Source organism: Bacilli bacterium (genome assembly GCA_036381315.1).
Lineage (GTDB): Bacteria > Bacillota > Bacilli > Paenibacillales > KCTC-25726 > DASVDB01.
Window position 1 is genome coordinate 1 of sequence record DASVDB010000146.1, and the last position, 17,927, is coordinate 17,927.

Here is a 17,927-nt window from a genome sequence, read left to right on the forward strand (position 1 = left end):
ATAAGGGGAGATAAACGTGCCTAATTTATTATTAAAAGAATGGATTGTAAATCGATCGACGATCATCACCTCCATGATCATCTTGCCCTTGCTTTCCTTTCTTATCAGTAATGGGCATGGCCAGGTGCCGGTTTATTTTGCGATCATTTTAGGGTGCATGTACCCTTTTCTTAGTGGCATGAACGAAAAAAATAACAGTGACATCCTGATTAACAGTTTACCTGTGGAACGGAAAGAAATCGTTGCAGCTAAATATACGTCTTCTATATTGCTTGGCATGATTTTGACCATCATCGTGGCCGCAATCAATTCACTCGTTCCCATGTTTGCGGATAGTCGATTTTTTGAATTGGTATTAAGTATTTCCGCTATTGGACTGTTTATTTCAATATTTTACCCGATGTTATACCTGTTAGGTCCCAGGTTTGTCATGTTCGGTATGATCGTGTTTTTTGCATGCAGCTTTACCATTTTTCCGATCGTTATAAACATGGGGCTAAGCAATGGCTTTTGGGGACTCGCCAATACGTATCGTCAGATCCCAACGATTCAATTATCAATGGCTCTGTTAGGAATTACAGCCATCATCCTTGTTATTTCATGGTTCATTTCGGTGAACATATATAAACGTAAGACACTTAATGGTTGAACATCCAAATGTTTAAAGGCTGTTGTTTTTCGCAAGAGAATAATGCTCATTATCGCAGCGAAAAATGCCAACGGCATCTTGCCAACGTAACGATCATCCCGGGATTCGTTCCATTCAGGTCTAACCCACCGCCTGTAGACAGTCGGCTTCCAGCACCTGCGCTTTGATAACGTTAAACCTCACTGCGCAACGCCAAAACGTGGACTCCCCTCCCTGTACAGCGCTAACGGACGTAGCAGAGGCTATTTGCTGAAAAAAGGCTGTGCAAAAAATTTAACGGACGCGACAGCGGCTATTCGCCTTATTTTTACCTGAATACCACACATAGTGCTAAAATAAGCGCATCTACGTTCGTTAAATTTGAAAACGGGACGTAAAACCCAAAATAGCCTCTGTCACGTCCGTTAGACCTGAGAGCTCCCTACTACGACCGATAAAGGCTGCTATTCGGCAAAGCGACGGGGCTTCCAAGCTAAAAGGCTGCAAGCCGGCCAACCGATCGCGGTTTCGCGGATGAGTCACGGTCGAGTTTCCTCTGGCGAGCTATTGGTGGCTTTAGCCACAGATTGCTAATTAGCAGGCTTTAGCCAGAACAATCGGCTTTCAGCCGCTGCCATAAACCTACCGGCTTTAGCCGGTTATCGTTTCGTTTTTCACCATCCAAAGTTACAGTAACAGCTTGGGCAGCCATCGTATTTCCCTGCGCATACACATATCTAACCGACTTTATACCGCTCCCATGTCCAACCTGATCGGGTTTGCATACAAAAAACCGTCCGGTTTCCCGGACGGTTCCTCCTGAACGGTTCTTCCCGAAAGAAAGCGCTCAAGACTGGATTTCGTTGAACAGCCGATACAGAATCACGGCGGCTTCCGCCCGCGTTGCCGAATCGGCCGGGGCGAAAATTCCCTCGGCTTTGCCGCGGATAAGCCCGGCCTTTCGCAATTCGGAAACGGCGGTTTTCGCATAGTCTGCGATCGAATCGGCATCAACGAATGCCCCGGCGGCTTCTTTCCCGGCCATCTGGACATTTGCCGCTTTCAATGCGTTATAGACCATCATGGCCATTTCTTGCCGGCTGATGTTGTCGTTTACGCCGAACGTTCCGTCGCCTCTGCCGGCAACGATTCCGTAGTGTTGTGCTGCCGCCAATGCTTTATAATACGAGGCGCCCGATTGGACATCCGTAAAAGTGGCGGCGTACGAATCGGCCGGAAGATCCAATGTGCCGATCAGCATTTGGACAAATTCCGCGCGGGTTACCGCCTTCTGCGGAGCAAACAAGCTGTCCGTTTCGCCGCTCACGATTCCCCTAACAGCCATGCCTTCAATGCTTGACTTGGCCCATGCCAAGTGGTTGATATCGGTAAAGGACACGTTGGCAACCGCCGCCGCATATTTGCTGAAGTGATTCGGGGCGAATTCGACGGTTGCGGTTGCGGCGTCGTATTTGCCGTTCTTCACAACCTGCAGGGAGCCGTCGTCAGCAATGGAGTATACCACGACATGATTCGGATTTTGTCCGTCCTGCAGCGTGAACGGAATCGTTACACGAACTTCTTTGCCGGGGAACCGGCTGATTGTTTGGCCGCCTGCGCTCAGACTGAAATCATAGACCGGGTTGCTGCCGATTACGCTTTGCACCTTGCTTGGAAGAGCGGATACGGCGACTTTGGCGACCGTCAGTTTCACGTCGCCGGAACTGCCCTGAAACAACGCCGGATCCAGACTTACGACCGCCAGGCCAATATCAATCTTCACTTCCCGGATGCCGCTCTTGTAGGCGGCTTGCATTTGCTCGGCCGGGAGTGTCAACGCGACACTGTTGGCTTCGCCTACATCCGCCACTTTAATCACCATGGTCTTGTCGCTCGCGCCGGCAAGCGCCTTGGCGAAAGTGTCCTTATCGACGGTAACCGTCGCCGCATGGTTGTTGTCGACTTGTGCCGCAGCCCCGTCTTCACCGTTGCCGACAGTGGTGTTGCCGCCGCCGGCTTGGTTGCTGAAATCGCCGAGTTCAAGAACGCCCCATTTGCCGGTGTTCTGGTATGACAGTCCGGTGGGATCGTTCCAGATGACTACGCTGTCGCGTATCCCGTCCCCGTTCTCGTCGTTATTGACCTGGAAGTCAAAGCCGATGAGGTCGCCGGGTTCGGGCGATATCGTATCCAGTTTGATGGCGGCCTCCACGTTGTAACCGATCGCCACATGGTTGCCGTCATAAACGACTTTGGCGGCGGTTTGGAAATTGTCGGCGGCCGCATGGCCATTGTAGGTTTGCACGTTTTTGTAATTGACGCGGTATTGGCCGTCGTCGTTTTCATAAGTTGCCGTTTTGCCATTATTCTGGTCCACGAATGCTTCGATCGAATCTTGCTCCCATGGATTGGAACTGGCATCACTCAACTGCTTGTCGGTTACGTAGGCGAACAGGTACAGTTGATTGTTTCCCCACATTATTTTCACTTTTGCTGTTGACCCGCTGGCGCCTTGAATCCATGTGCCCGTCGTAATGGTGTTTGCCCTGCTCCAATCCGGTTCGTTATCCAGACCGTCAACTACAGCGTTGCCGTATACCGCGGTGGTGAAAGCCAACTCCTTGGACAACGTAAGCGAGCCTAAGTTGTCGGAGCTCGTATCTTGCGTGTTTTTCGTGTCGTTCCAGGAAGTCAGATTGACGGTGGAACCGTTGTCGTCCGCAACGCGAAGGTCAAAGCCGAGTGTTTGCCCTTGTGTCAGACCGGCGAGCGGGATCGTGGCTTCAACCGCATAACCGCCGTTTGCCAAAGCAAAGGTCTTGTACGTCGCGCCGGCGGAAGACCCTGTACCGTATCGGGCAAAAGTATAGCGGGTTATACTGTCGTTGTCCTTCAGAAAGACGTCGACCTGGTCGCCGCTTTTGCCTGTCGCATCGTTAACGGTGGCGTAGATGTAAAGAACGTCGTCATCCCAAAGCGTCCTGAAACCGCCGGCGCTGACGGACCCGCCGCCCAAGATGGAATGCGGGGAGATCGCCTTCCAAAGATCATCGACATTGCCGTCGATTTTCTTGGCGGTATCGATGTTCTGCTTCAATATTTCCAGCCTGGAGGGATCGACGATTCCCCAGTAAGCGGGCTTTGCCTGCAGATTGTCGTCGAACGGCAACGGATCGTCAAGACGGTTGATCGGGAAGCTTCGCAGCCAGGTCGTGTCGTCCGACATTCCCCACAAAGTTACGCGATACAGTTTGTCCTTGACGGCCTTGAAGGCGTCGAACAGTTCTTTGTAGCGCCAGCCTTGTTTCACGAGCAGATCGTGCGAGATTGTCGCGTAAGAGCTGGTGCTGTCGTCGTAAATCGACACGTCCATCTCGGTGATTTCCTGTTGGACGTGCAGCTCGGCAAACTTGTTGACCGTATCGATAATCGCTTGCGGAGCGGGGCTGGACAGGCTGACATGCGCTTGATGGCCAACGCCGGTGATCGGAATCCCCTTGGCTTGCTCTTTCTTGACAAAGTCATACAGGATCTGCGCCTTTTTCGGATCCCTGAAGGTGTTGTAATCGTTGATGAACAAAGTCGCGTCCGGGTCGACGTCATGAGCGACTTTAAAGGCGGTTTCGATATAGTCCGTTCCGGTCAGTTCGTACCATTTGCTATGGCGCATGCCGTCGTCAGTGCCCGGGTCGATAACTTCATTGACAACGTCCCAAGCGTCAACCACATCTTTATAGCGGTTCATCAAGGTTTGAATATGGGTGGTCAGCCTGTTCAGCACCAATTGTTTGTTTTCCGGAGTGGGCGTAAGATCGTGACCGTTTTCGTCCTGGAAAAACCAGGCCGGGGTCTGATTGTGCCAGACGAGCGTATGCCCGCGCATTTTCAGGCCGTTTTGCCGGGCGAAGTCGGCGATCTTGTCGGCTTCATCCCATGTAAAGACGCCTTCGGTCGGTTGAATGCTTTCCGGTTTCATCTGGTTGCCGGCTACTACGCTGTTGAAGTGTTTCTTCAGCAGTTCGCCCGAAGCCTCTAGCAGGTCCGGCGGCTGCACTTCCGCGCCGATCAGGAAAATGTCCTTATAGGTTTCGGCGATGGACGGAATATCGGTCTGGATAGACCGCGTCACAGGCGGCGCGCCCGGCGTCTCCTGATCGATCGTCACGCCGTCGATGTGGAAGCTGACCGAATCGTTGTCGCTTTCAAAGTACATAAACAGCTTGTCGCTGTCGGCGCGCGTATAGGTTGCCTGGAATTTCACCCATTGCGAATCCGTAACCGGGGCAAAATCCGCCAACGTGGTGTAGCCGCTGCCGGAATCCGAACCCTTGTGCATGGTCAGCTTGATGTTGGCCGGGGATTGGCCGGCGGCCAGCTTGGCAAAACCGGTAATCTTGTATTGCGCCCCGACAAGCAAGAGCGAACTCAAATCAATGCCGGGGCCGTTCCAGGCGCTCGTTCTGCCGGCGGACAGCAGGCTGTGTGTACCGTCGTATGCGGCTTCCGTCACAGTGGCCACGCTACCGGCGCCGTTCTCCGTCCAGTTTTGGGTGCCGTTTTCAAAATCGTATGTCGCCACGTTTTTGGGAGTAAACGGAACATCGCTCCCGCCCGAACCCGTAACCGAGACATCGTCCATGAAGATGTCGGAAGTGCTGCTTGTACCTTCCAGATACAATTCAAGCTTGGTGGTATCGGCCTGGACAGTATACGTTCCGCCGATCGTGGTCCACGAAGAATCGTTGGTGGCCGTCGGGCTGCCGATCCAATCGTAATGATCCGCACCGCCCTCAACCCCGTGCATGGTAAAATGTGTGTTGTCTGTGCCGCTGGCCAGACGAACTTTGGCGGAAATGGCAAGCGTCATGCCTTCCGCGACTTTGGAAAGATCCAGCGTGATAATCGGGCTGCATGCCACGGAGTTTTTGCCTTTCAGATGCAGCGCCTTTGTGCCGTATACGTCGGCAACAACCGTGGACACTGCTGCTTTGTCGCACGCGTAGTTCGGCTCCCATCCCCCTGCTTGTCCGTCTTCAAAATCCTGGCTCAGGATTGTCGTATCCGCAGCCAGAGCTTTGGTAGCCAACCGATCTGCCGGCGCCAGCACGGCGCCGAACAGGATGAGCAAGGCAAACCAAAAATGCAAGTTTCTTGCCCTCAAAGCGCTCCCTCCCTGTTTTAGGTTGATCATATCAATCTTCATTGTATTTCAGTTATGAAAGCGCTTATACCATAAAAAATATATATTTTACCAGAAAAATATTAGTCCTGGCGGAACGGCCCCAATTTCCTTTATGCAAAATTGCAACGATCGGCAAAATAAGACGTAGTTTAAAATAAAAAATATGGAAAAGAGGTTTTGGCCATGAATTGTCCTGTTTGCGACGATATGAGACTGAAGGAAGTTGAGATAGACGGTATCACTATTGATATTTGTCCCCAGTGCAAAGGTGTGTGGCCGGACCGCGGCGAGTTGGACAAATTGATGAACGGCGTGCGCGAAATTCGCCCGCAGTTTGACGAATGGCACAGAGAACATGACAGGCACGATGATTGGGAACATCATGGTTGGAATCACGGCCATAAGAGAAAAAAGAAAAAGAACTTTCTGGACATCATGGGAGATTTGTTCGATTAAATCCGCATACGGACGGATCTTGCTTTACATACTATAGGGGGGTATACTATAATAAAGGCAAAAGGGGGTTGAATTAGTGGACAACGCCTTGTCACCGTCCGCAGCATGTCGCCATACCGATACCGCCGAGCGAAAAAGCCACCATTCGGAGAAATTGAAAAATAACATGATTTCCCGTTTGAATCGAATCGAAGGGCAAATTCGCGGGGTAAAAGGACTCATCGAAAAGGACACCTACTGCGATGACGTGCTCAATCAGATTGCGGCTGTGCAGGCCGCGCTCAACAGCGTCGGAAAGATCTTGTTGGAAAATCACCTGAAAAGCTGTGTGGTTGAACGGATTCTACAAGGCGATCATGAAGTCATCAATGAACTCATGGTGACCATGAATAAATTGATCAAATAGGCAAAAGGAGAGAGGAAACGTGCAAACTGTTACGTTGAAAGTGGAAGGAATGTCTTGCGGACACTGTGTGAAAGCCGTCGAAGGAGCCGTCTCGAAAGCGGGGGCTAAAGGCAAAGTGGATTTGGCCGGCAAACGCGTTACGGTGGAGTTTGACGAAGGTAAAGTGCAGCTTGAGGCGATCAAGGAAGCAATTGAAGAACAAGGCTATGATGTTGTGAACGAATAAAGTTGGAAGGCGATTCATTTGGATAACCAATCGGGACACTCACAACAAGCGACTTTGCAAATTACCGGCATGACTTGCGCGGCTTGCGCGGCACGAATTGAAAAAGGTTTGCGGAGACTGTCCGGCGTGCAAGAGGTAAACGTCAATCTCGCGATGGAGACGGCAAGAGTGGAATTCCGCCCGGAAGAAGTGTCCATCGCGGACCTGATCGGCAAGGTGGAACAGTTGGGTTACAAAGCGTCGCGCAAAGAAGAAACGAAGCCGGGCGCCGAAAAACGGAAAGAAATTCGCGAAAAAAAAAAGCAACTGCTCGCCGCGGCAATCCTTTCCTTTCCTTTGCTTTGGGCCATGGCCGGCCACTTTGCGTTCACTTCGCGGATTTATATGCCGGATATCCTGATGAATCCATGGCTGCAGCTCACGCTGGCCACACCGGTGCAATTCATTATCGGCGGCCGTTTTTATGTCGGAGCATACAAAGCGCTTCGCAACAAAAGCGCCAATATGGACGTTTTAGTCGCTTTGGGCACATCCGCCGCTTATTTTTACAGCTTGTATTTAACGCTTGCCTGGGCAACGGCAGGAGAACAAGAACTTCCCGACTTGTATTTTGAAACAAGCGCCATCCTGATTACGCTGATCCTGCTTGGAAAATGGTTCGAAGCCCTGGCCAAAGGACGCACCTCCGAAGCGATTCAAAAGCTGATGAATTTGCAAGCGAAAACAGCCTTGGTATGGCGAGACGGGCAAGAAATCAGCGTTCCCGTGGACGAAGTGGCCATCGGCGATGTAGTGATTGTCAAGCCCGGCGAAAAAATTCCGGTGGACGGCGAAGTGCTGGATGGCGTTTCGGCGATTGACGAATCCATGCTGACCGGCGAAAGCATACCCGTTGACAAAAAACCCGGTGACCGGGTGATCGGGGCAACGGTCAACAAAAACGGGAGGCTGAAAATCAGGGCTACCCGCGTCGGAAAAGAAACCGCGCTTTCGCAAATCATCAAAGTGGTGGAAGAGGCGCAAGGGTCCAAAGCGCCGATCCAGCGAATCGCCGATACCATTTCCGGGATTTTCGTCCCGATTGTGGTGGGGATTGCGGCGGTCACCTTTTTGCTCTGGATTGTCTGGGTCACGCCGGGCGCATTTGCTTCCGCCCTGGAAAAAGCAATCGCTGTGCTGGTTATCGCTTGCCCTTGCGCTTTGGGCCTTGCCACTCCGACTTCCATCATGGCGGGATCGGGGCGCGCGGCCGAATACGGCATTTTGTTCAAAGGCGGCGAATATCTTGAAACAATGCGCGACATCGATACGGTGATCATGGATAAAACCGGGACCGTCACGAACGGAAAGCCCGAGATGACGGACATCCTGCTTGCCGAAAGCGGGGAAGAAGAAATATTGCGGTTGATCGGATCGGCGGAGAAACAATCGGAACATCCGCTGGCCGAGGCGATCGTGAACGGGATTACAAACAAGGGGATTGCGCTGGCTGATGCGTCGGCATTTACGGCTATTCCCGGTTTGGGTATACGAGCCACAGTCGCCGGAAAGGAAATTCTGGTCGGCACCCGAAAATTATTGCAGGGCGACAACATCGCCTTTGCGCAAGCCGCAGGATCCATGGAACGCCTCGAAGCCGAAGGGAAAACCGTCATGCTGGCGGCGATTGACGACCAATACGTCGGCATCATCGCTGTGGCTGATACGGTGAAGGCCTCCTCGAAGGAAGCGATCGCCCGGCTATCCAAACTGGGCCTCGAGGTCATGATGATCACGGGCGACAATCGGAAGACGGCCGAAGCGATTGCGAACCAGGTGGGGATCAAACAAGTTTATGCGGAGGTGCTCCCGGAAGGCAAGGCCGAAGAGGTGAAGAAGCTGCAGAAGCAAGGCAGGAAGGTAGCCATGGTCGGAGACGGCATCAACGACGCGCCGGCGTTGGCGGCTGCGGATATCGGCATTGCCGTCGGCACGGGGACGGACATTGCGATGGAAGCCGCCGCCGTGACCTTGATGCGGGGAGATTTGAGCAGTATTGCCGACGCCATCGTGATGAGCCGAAAAACGATGCAAAACATTCGGCAAAATCTGTTTTGGGCGCTAGGATATAATACGCTCGGCATTCCCATCGCCGCAGCCGGATTGCTGGCGCCATGGATTGCCGGGGCGGCGATGGCTCTCAGCTCCGTGTCGGTGGTCATGAACGCGTTGCGGCTGCAAAGGGTAAAGCTCGGTTAGCTTAACCATGTGAAAGGGGGCCTCTCAACCGGTGAGGGGCTTTTTTTTTATAAGCGCAGCGCAGCGGCGTAAGGAACAACCATTATCAAAAGGAGTTATTAAAAATGTCAGCGGCAAGAAGAAAGTTTAGTCTTATATTGTTCATTGTGGTGGTGTTAGCGAGCGGTTGGATTGGTGTGTTGGTAGATTCGAAGCTTCCGGAGCAGCCGGAGGAGAATTCGTTAGGAATGGGCTTGTGGCTTATATTGCCGATTATTGCAATGCTCATGTTACGGCTTGCGAATCGCGATTGGAAAGATATTGGCGTTCTGCCGAATTTTAAAGGGAATATGAAGTGGTATGGCGCAGCAATCGCGATCTATCCGGGTATGACAGTTTTCGTTGTCGGTCTTGCATTGCTGTTTAAAAGCGCCAGTATTTCTGATGTTGAACTCCATGCAGTCCTATCACTGGTTGGTGTTTCGATCGCAGGAAACTTTTTTAAAAACATCTTTGAGGAGTTTGCTTGGCGCGGGTATTTGACTCCGAAACTGATTGAACTGAAGCTTCATGACTGGATGCTCTATCTCGTATCAGGGCTTGTGTGGGCGCTGTGGCATGCTGCGTATTATATGGTGTTCTTGCCGGACTCTTACTTTGAGACGACTTCGAGAATGGGCTTTCTCTTAATCGGTTGTGTGTTAATGGTAGCATGGTCAGTTATGTACGTTGAAATTTATCGGCTTACGAAATCTGTATGGCCGTGTGTGTTGATGCATGCTTTGGAAGATGGTGTGCCTACTTTGCTGTTGTCGGTTGCCGGAGTGGTTACATTATCGAAAACAGGAGAACTTTGGCTTAGCCCGACCACTGGCGTCATTTCGACTGCCTTGTTCGTTGGATTCGGATTGTGGCTCAGATCGATAAGAATAAAGAAGGAGCAGAATGTTAAACAAGCTCCATTTTTTCCGAACCGGACAATAACTCGTTGCGAAGATGCCTGATTTCGGCTAATTGTTTTTCTGCAACCGTCCTGGCTGGACAACGTTTTCCCGATACGGGCAAATTGGTAATACAGTTCGTCTTAAAATTCACGGTGAAATACAAAATGAGCTTTTTCCTGTCTTTGCAGCGAAGCGTGACGTTTTGCCGCGCCAACAGCGGCATCAGCCCAGCAGAAGGCTCAAATTTAAAGGGAACCGCCAAATGAGGCAGACTTTTGCGGAAAAGTTCGCCTCTTTTATCATTTTCCGCAAAATATTGAATAGAATTAAATTTGTTTTCGCTCATTCGGTATGTTTACATTACTTAAAATGGGAAACGGAGCATGGTGAGGAAAAGAAACCTGGAAAGCGGGGAAACCTGTTGTTCGAACTAAAGTGGTTGTGGCAAAACCTGAAAGGAAACCGCATTCGTTATATTTTTGCGCTTGGCCTCTCTGTAATCGGCTCATCGCTTACGATCGTGAATCCGTATATCAGTCAGCGGATCGTCGATACTTTTATTACCGGAGCCGACGCAAGAGCGAATCTGGTTCAGGAGCGCGGACTGCTGATCATGCTCGCCTTGGGGATGGTCGGTTTCACCCTGCTGCGTTCCGGGCTCGCGTATTTTACCATGATGCAGTACGAGCGATCCTCGCAAAATATGCTTTATAACCTGCGCATTTTTCTGTACAACAAAATACAGGAGCAGGACAGGGAATATTACGACCATAATCGCACCGGGGATCTGATGACCAAGCTGACCGGCGATCTGGATATGGTCCGTCATTCGCTTGCGTGGATTATCAAGACAATTGTCGAATCGCTGACAATATTCGCGGCAGCGGTCGTCTACTTTTTTTCGATCGATGCCGTGCTGACTTTGTGGCTGCTTGTTTTGTCGCCGCTCATTTTCGCCGTGGCCTATTTGTTTGCGAAACGGGTGCGCCCGATGTATGTTGACCTGCGCGAACGGCTGTCGCAGTTAAACACGGCGGTGCAGGAAAATATCGCGGGAAACCGTGTCGTCAAGGCTTTTGCCCGGGAAGAATACGAAATCGCAAAATTCGCGGTCAAAAACAGCGACTTTTCCAATGCGAACAAAGCGGCCGCGCTTGTATGGCTTGATTTTTTTCCTTATTTGGAGACATTTGCGCAAGGTTTCAACGTGATTCTGCTGTTGGCCGGCGGATATTTTGTCATGAATGGCAGAATCAGTTTCGGCGAATTTGCGGCGTTTTCCGCCTTGATTTGGGCCGTTTCCAACCCGATGCGCAATATCGGCATGATCATCAACGATTTTCAGCGGCTGTTCGCCAGCCTGGCCAAGATTATTGAAATTTACTATGCCCACCCGAAAATCGTCAATCATCACCGTACTGGCGAATTGCGCCGTTACAACGGCCGGATCGAGTTTGATCACGTCGTTTTCAAGTACGGCGGCACCACGGTTTTGCAAGACGTCAGTTTTACTGTGCAGCCCGGAGAAACCGTCGCCATTATGGGTTCGACGGGATCGGGCAAAACGACGATCGTCAACTTGATCCCGCGTTTTTATGACGTGTCCGGAGGGCGCGTGCTGATCGACGGCGTCGATGTGCGCGAACTGGAGCTGGACGAACTGCGGGCAAACATCGGGATTGCCACCCAGGACGTGCTCCTGTTCTCCGATACAATTGACGGCAACATTGCGTTCGGCGCTCCCGAGCTTGCCGAAGAAGAGACGGTCCGGTTTGCCAAACTCGCGGCTGCGCATGATTTTATCAGCAAGATGCCGGAAGGTTACGACACCATTGTGGGCGAACGCGGCGTCGGTTTGTCGGGCGGTCAAAAACAGCGTCTGGCGCTGGCGCGCGCCCTGGCGGTGCGCCGCCCGATCCTGATTCTGGACGATACAACATCCGCGGTTGATCTAGAGACCGAAAAGCACATTCAACAAAGCCTGCAGGAACTTGATACGGTTTGCACAAAAATTATTGTCGCCCAGCGCGTGTCCACCACCGCAAAAGCCGACCGCATTCTTATACTTGACAAGGGGCGTCTGATCGAGGAAGGAACCCATGCCGAGCTGTTGGCCAAGCGCGGTTATTATTACGAAGTGTTCATGCTGCAAAATGAAGGCTTGGGAAGGCAGGTAGCCGGACATGGCCAGAAATAAGTTCGATATCGATGAAAATCTGGAGTCGCCTTTTGACTTTAAACATTTTCGGCGGGCGATGGTCTATATCAAACGGCAACGCAAGCAGATGATCATTGCGTTTGCGCTTAGCGCGCTTTCCGCGGCCATTGCGCTGTCGGCCCCGCTGATCATGGCGCATGTCGTCGACGTGACCATTCCGGCAAAAGCGGTTGGTCCGTTATGGGGCTGGTCGGGACTGCTCTTTCTGACCATTGTTGCGAGTGTGGTATTGGCTGCGATTCGCGCGCGCATCATGACCATCGTCGGCCAAAACATTATTTTTGAGATTCGCTCCGATTTGTTCAAACATTTGCAGGAATTGCCGTTCAAATATTATGACGACCGGCCGCAGGGCAAAATTTTGATCCGGGTCGTCAACTACGTCAATGCGGTTTCGGACGTGCTTTCCAACGGGATTATCAACTTTATTCTGGAATTGTTGAACCTGATTTTTATCGCCGCATTCATGTTTGCCGTCAACGTTCGTCTCTCGCTCGTGATTTTGGCCGGACTGCCTGTTTTTTTGGCTATTATGCTGTTGATCAAAAAACGGCAGCGGCGGGCGTGGCAGTCGGTGTCCAACAAAAGCTCAAATCTGAACGCCTATTTGCAGGAAAGCATCAGCGGTATCGGCGTGACGCAAATTTTTACCCGAGAACAGCGCAACGCGGGCATTTTTACGCGTTTGGCGGCCAATTACCGCAAGGAGTGGATGCGGGCGGTCGGGTGCAACGGCATGATCCCGTTTTCGGTGGACAATCTGGCAACGATCGTCACGACATTAATCTATCTGATCGGCTTGCTGGCGCTTGATCCCACAGATGCAACCTTCGGGGTCATTCTCGCCATGAGCAGCTACGCCGCCCGTTTCTGGCAGCCGATCTTGAACATTTCCAACCTGTATAACGGTTTCATCAACGCCGTCGCTTACCTGGAACGCATTTTTGAGACGCTCGATGAGCCGGTTACCGTAAGCGATGCGGAGGGCGCGAAGGAATTGCCCCCTGTTCGGGGACAAGTCACATTCGAGAATGTGACGTTCGGCTATGATCCGGGGTTTAACATACTGGAAAATATCTCGTTTGACGTAAAACCGGGAGAAAGCATCGCTCTGGTCGGCCCGACAGGCGCGGGCAAAACGACGATTGTCAATTTGCTCTCGCGTTTCTACAATATTAACGGCGGCCGGATTCTTGTCGACGGTCATGACATTTCACAAGTGAAACTGAAGTCCCTGCGCAGCCAGATGGGGATTATGCTGCAGGACAGCTTCATTTTCTCCGGCACCATTCTCGATAATATCCGCTACGGCAGGCTTGACGCCACCAAGGAGGAAATTGTCGCCGCCGCTAAAGCGGTGCGCGCGGATGAGTTCATCCGCGAATTCGAGCATGGCTATTTGACGGAGGTCAACGAACGGGGCGCCAAGCTCTCGCAGGGGCAGCGGCAGCTCATTTCGTTCGCGCGGACTCTTTTGGCCAATCCGCGCATCCTCATTCTGGACGAAGCCACCTCGTCGATCGACGCCAAAACCGAGCGGCTGCTTCAGTTGGGGCTGAACGAACTGCTCAAAGGGCGGACCTCGTTTATTATCGCGCACCGCCTGTCCACCGTGAAAAATTGCGACCGCATCATGTATGTGTCGGACAAAGGCATTCAGGAGTGCGGCTCGCATGATGAGTTGATTGCCCGCAAAGGCTTGTATTATCGGCTGTATACGGCGCAAAAGATGGAAGCTTGAGCGATGGCGGCGAAAATTAGCTTTTAATTCAACTTTTAAAAGGAGCTTTTTTCATTGTATACGCATATTGTTGTCGGAGCAGGGATTCTTGGCGCATCTGCCGCTTATCATTTGGCAAAAGCGGGCGCGCAGGTGGCCATTGTTGATCGGCAAGACTTGGGAAGGGCGACGCGCGCGGCGGGCGGTATGATCTGCCCGTGGCTTTCGCAGCGCCGCAACAAGGCATGGTACAAATTGGCGAAGGCCGGCGCCAGATACTATCCGGAGCTGATCAGACAATTGGCGGATGCCGGCGAAAACGTGACGAGCTATAAACGCGTGGGGGCAATTAGCCTGCATACGGATGCCGAGAAACTGGACAAGCTGGAGAAAATAGCGCGCACGCGGCTTGCAGACGCCCCGGAGATTGGCGAAATCACGCGTCTGTCGCCGGCGGAGACGAAAAAATTATTTCCGCCATTAGCGGAGCCATACGGTTCCATCCATGTAAGCGGCGCGGCGCGCGTCAATGCCGACGCGCTGCGCCGGGCGCTCGTGCGTGCCGCCCGCAAATGCGGAGCGACGGTCTTGCAAGGGGATGCGTCATTGGTTCGAAAAGGCGGCCGCGTCACCGGAGTGCAAGTCGCGGGCCGGATGCTGCCGGCGGACCAAGTCATTTTAACCGCGGGCGCATGGGGCAAACAATTGCTTGAACCGCTCGGCATCCATTTTCGGGTGTCCGGGCAAAAAGCGCAAATCATCCATCTGCAAATGCCGGGTGCGGATACCGGCGCATGGCCGGTCGTGCTGCCGCCCACCGACCAGCATATCCTTGCTTTTGATCACGGCCGTATCGTGATCGGCGCTACGCACGAAAATGATACCGGTTTTGATACCCGGGTGACGGCTGGCGGCGTGCAGGAAATATTGGCAAAGGCTCTGGCCGTCGCTCCCGGTCTTTCGAACAGCACGATGCTAGCTGCGAGAGTGGGGTTCAGGCCATATACGCCGGGTTTTCTTCCGGCGATCGGTCGACTGCCCGGGTATGAAACTGTGTTGCTCGCGAACGGCATCGGCGCATCGGGTTTGACCGTAGGCCCCTACCTCGGCGTTGAATTGGCCAAACTCGCGCTTGGCAAACCGACGGAGATCAGTCTTGGCGACTACGATATAGCGGGCGCGCTTGATTAACCATAAATGCTGTAGACGGTTGCGCATGTTTCCGCGGTGGGCTCATAAAAGCAGTGGGCTTTGAAACGTCCTACGAACGGCTGATTGTACCATTGCTCAGGGCAATCGCCCGGTGGGCGGAAATACCACAGACTGAATTTTGCCGGCCAATGCCACTCCCCGTTGACACTCCGCCTGGCCAGACGTTTCTCCCTCTCCCTGGCCCTTTGATAAAAGTAGCCATGGATCGTCGCTTCAAAAGCGTGCGGCTGAAAAACCATCTGCGGGATGGTACGGATTCCTTTGAAATCGCCGCAGTTTGCTCTGATCCGGTTGATGCCCACATTTCCTACGAGCAGCATGCCGATTTTTCCCTCGCCCTCGGCCTCGGCGCGCAATAACCGGGCCAACAGGGCAATATCACTGGATCTTGCTTTGACAACAGCCATCGTTTCACTTCTTTCGCTTTATCTCTACTGATATGCAGAGGAGATAAATGGGTGACTGTCCGACATTTGAAAAAAATGTTTACAACTTCACGAACGTATGTTAGTATAAATGCAAATCCAATAATCGTTGGAGGAAGCACCTCGTTTGCATGATATACGCAACAGGTGTTTTTTTATTGGTGAAAATTTCAGGAGGTGGCGAAATGCATCTGGTTTTTTCCAACACGTTGGAAAAGGAGAGGGAGGAGAATCGGGTAACGGTCGCACAAGTGTCGATTGTGGAGGAGCAAGGCACATACCGGATGATTTGGCGGGAAGACAAGGAGCAGGGAGCCGGCCAGGAAATTTGGTATGAAGGAACCAGCTGGGAAGAAATGATGGCCATCTTTCGTTACCGGATTCTCGAAAAGCAAGTGGACGGTTACGTTCCGTTGGTCAAAAGCATGCCGGGGACGGAAAGGCGGAACAACACGATTGCCGGAGCCAGCCAAATGTTGCTTTATTATGCGGAAAAACACCGAAACGAGCCGCTGTTTGCAGAACTGCGGCAATGGAGAAGAACGAAAGCCTCCGGGGAAGGCAAACCTCCCTTTTTGATTGCCGGCAATCGATTGCTGACGCTGATTAGCGCGTTTGTTCCCAGAAACAACGAAGAGTTGCGGCAAATACCCGGATTCGGGGAGCATAAATTGGCTTTATTCGGAGCGGACATATTGAAGATTACGGCAAAACATAAGCAGACGACAGCTTTTCCATTGGACTGGGTTGCAAAAACGATCGATATGCATGATTTCCAGCGCTGGGTCTATAAACAGATGGAACAAAAGTATAAGGCGGAAGCGGAAAAACTGGCGGTGAAAAAGAAATTTCTGCAGGGCGTTCAAAACGGATTGAATCTGGATGATTTAAGCGCTGAACTGCCACTTTCCAGGCGGGAAATTACCGAGTTGGCGGAACGCCTTGAGGCGGAAGGGTACGATCTTCACCCGTTTATCGAACGGGAATGCGGCAAGTTTTCCGATCAGGACGTGGAGAAAGTCATGCGGTTGTTTTCAGAGCACGGGGATCAATACCTGAAGCCTGTTTTGGAAAATTGGTATACGCCCGAACAACTCGACAAGGCAAATTTGGAGGATTGCTATATTCAGCTAAGAATTTTGCGGATGCGATATCGCAGCCAGGTTAAGCAAAGCGCAAGGCGTACAGGATAATTTCATATTCCGATAGCATTCAGATAAAGCGATTAGCACTCTTCTTGATGGAGTGCTAATTTTGCGTTAAAATAGTTTTGGGAAAAATGCACACCAAAATTCAAAGGGGATTTACCAATGGCCAAGAAACAGTTTAAAGCTGAGTCGAAAAGACTGTTGGAGATGATGATCAATTCCATTTACACGCAGAAGGAAATCTTTTTGCGCGAATTGATTTCCAACGCCAGCGACGCCATCGACAAAATATACTATAAGGCATTGACCGATCCGAACATCGTGTTCAACCAGGAAGACTACTACATCAAGATTGTGGCGGATAAGCCGTCCAGAACGTTAAAAGTGATCGATACCGGCATCGGCATGACGAAAGAGGAGCTGGACAACAATCTCGGGGTCATCGCCAAGAGCGGCTCGTTGGCTTTTAAGCAGGAAAACGCCGCGGAAGACGGACACAATATCATCGGCCAATTCGGCGTAGGTTTCTATTCGGCCTTTATGGTTGCGGACACGGTTACCGTAATCAGCAAACCGTTGGGCAGCGACGAAGCGTTCAAATGGGAGTCGCAAGGCGCCGACGGATATACGATTACGCCGTGCGCCAAAGATTCAGTCGGCACGGAGATCATTTTAAAGATCAAAACGAACACCGAAGAAGAGCATTATGACGAATTCCTCGAGGAATACCGGTTGAAAGCGATCATCAAAAAGTATTCCGACTTCATCCGCTACCCGATCAAGATGGATGTCAAAGTTCAGCGTCCGAAGGAAGGCAGCGAAGGCGAATTCGAAGAACATGTCGAAGAACAGACGATCAACAGCATGGTGCCGATCTGGCGCAAAAACAAAAACGAACTGAAGCCGGAAGATTATGAAAACTTTTATTTCGAAAAACGGTACGGCTTTGACAAGCCGCTGAAGCATATCCATATCAGCGCCGACGGTGCGGTAGTGTATAACGCCATTTTGTTTATTCCGGAAAATACGCCGTTTGATTACTACACCAAGGAATACGAAAAAGGGCTCGAGCTTTACTCCAACGGCGTGCTTATCATGAACAAGTGCGCGGATTTGCTGCCCGACTATTTCAGTTTTGTGAAAGG

Annotated in this window: 13 protein-coding genes; 11 read left to right on the forward strand and 2 right to left on the reverse strand. The window is 51.7% G+C overall.

Translation table 11 applies throughout. The features are described 5' to 3' along the window. The first annotated feature begins 16 nt into the window (after nt 1-16). Nucleotides 17-649, forward strand: coding sequence for an ABC-2 transporter permease (locus VF260_10945; GenBank protein HEX7057694.1), 633 nt, complete (start codon nt 17-19; stop codon nt 647-649). Between the two features lie 826 nt (nt 650-1,475). Here VF260_10945 and VF260_10950 read toward each other — a convergent pair. Then, nucleotides 1,476-5,789 (reverse strand): endo-1,4-beta-xylanase, encoded by a 4,314-nt coding sequence (locus tag VF260_10950; GenBank protein HEX7057695.1) that lies wholly within the window; start codon nt 5,787-5,789, stop codon nt 1,476-1,478. Between the two features lie 204 nt (nt 5,790-5,993). Here VF260_10950 and VF260_10955 point away from each other — a divergent pair, with 204 nt between their 5' ends. The 8 genes from VF260_10955 to VF260_10990 all read left to right on the forward strand — a co-directional run bounded on the left by VF260_10955 (nt 5,994) and on the right by VF260_10990 (nt 15,188). Further along, nucleotides 5,994-6,266 (forward strand): zf-TFIIB domain-containing protein, encoded by a 273-nt coding sequence (locus VF260_10955; GenBank protein ID HEX7057696.1) that lies wholly within the window; start codon nt 5,994-5,996, stop codon nt 6,264-6,266. A gap of 76 nt (nt 6,267-6,342) precedes the next feature. Beyond that, nucleotides 6,343-6,672 (forward strand): metal-sensitive transcriptional regulator, encoded by a 330-nt coding sequence (locus VF260_10960; GenBank protein ID HEX7057697.1) that lies wholly within the window; start codon nt 6,343-6,345, stop codon nt 6,670-6,672. Nucleotides 6,673-6,691: 19 nt separating this feature from the next. Then, nucleotides 6,692-6,898 (forward strand): copper ion binding protein, encoded by a 207-nt coding sequence (locus VF260_10965; GenBank protein HEX7057698.1) that lies wholly within the window; start codon nt 6,692-6,694, stop codon nt 6,896-6,898. An 18-nt stretch (nt 6,899-6,916) separates the two neighbouring features. After that, nucleotides 6,917-9,136, forward strand: coding sequence for a heavy metal translocating P-type ATPase (locus VF260_10970; protein ID HEX7057699.1), 2,220 nt, complete (start codon nt 6,917-6,919; stop codon nt 9,134-9,136). A 104-nt stretch (nt 9,137-9,240) separates the two neighbouring features. After that, nucleotides 9,241-10,119: a type II CAAX endopeptidase family protein gene (locus VF260_10975; protein HEX7057700.1), complete on the forward strand. Its 879-nt coding sequence runs from the start codon at nt 9,241-9,243 to the stop codon at nt 10,117-10,119. A gap of 361 nt (nt 10,120-10,480) precedes the next feature. After that, nucleotides 10,481-12,256 carry an ABC transporter ATP-binding protein gene (locus VF260_10980; protein HEX7057701.1) on the forward strand — a complete coding sequence of 592 codons (1,776 nt, stop codon included), beginning with the start codon at nt 10,481-10,483 and terminating at the stop codon, nt 12,254-12,256. After that, the gene (locus VF260_10985) at nt 12,243-14,018 is read left to right on the forward strand and encodes an ABC transporter ATP-binding protein (protein ID HEX7057702.1); all 1,776 of its coding nucleotides are present in this window, start codon (nt 12,243-12,245) and stop codon (nt 14,016-14,018) included. Before VF260_10980 ends, VF260_10985 begins: the two co-directional genes overlap by 14 nt. 54 nt (nt 14,019-14,072) lie before the next feature. Then, on the forward strand, nt 14,073-15,188 hold the full coding sequence (locus tag VF260_10990) for an FAD-dependent oxidoreductase (protein ID HEX7057703.1): 1,116 nt from the start codon (nt 14,073-14,075) through the stop codon (nt 15,186-15,188). Here the strand turns inward: VF260_10990 and VF260_10995 are convergent. Beyond that, a complete protein-coding gene (locus VF260_10995; protein ID HEX7057704.1) occupies nt 15,185-15,616 on the reverse strand; it encodes a cell wall hydrolase in 432 nt (143 codons plus the stop codon). The two genes, VF260_10990 and VF260_10995, sit on opposite strands and share 4 nt — an antisense overlap. Nucleotides 15,617-15,819: 203 nt before the next feature. Between VF260_10995 and VF260_11000 the strand changes: the two genes are divergently transcribed. Then, on the forward strand, nt 15,820-16,827 hold the full coding sequence (locus tag VF260_11000; GenBank protein HEX7057705.1) for an HRDC domain-containing protein: 1,008 nt from the start codon (nt 15,820-15,822) through the stop codon (nt 16,825-16,827). Nucleotides 16,828-16,944: 117 nt separating this feature from the next. Further along, nucleotides 16,945-17,927, forward strand: a 983-nt coding sequence (htpG, locus tag VF260_11005; GenBank protein HEX7057706.1) for a molecular chaperone HtpG, incomplete at its 3' end; no start/stop codon positions are given.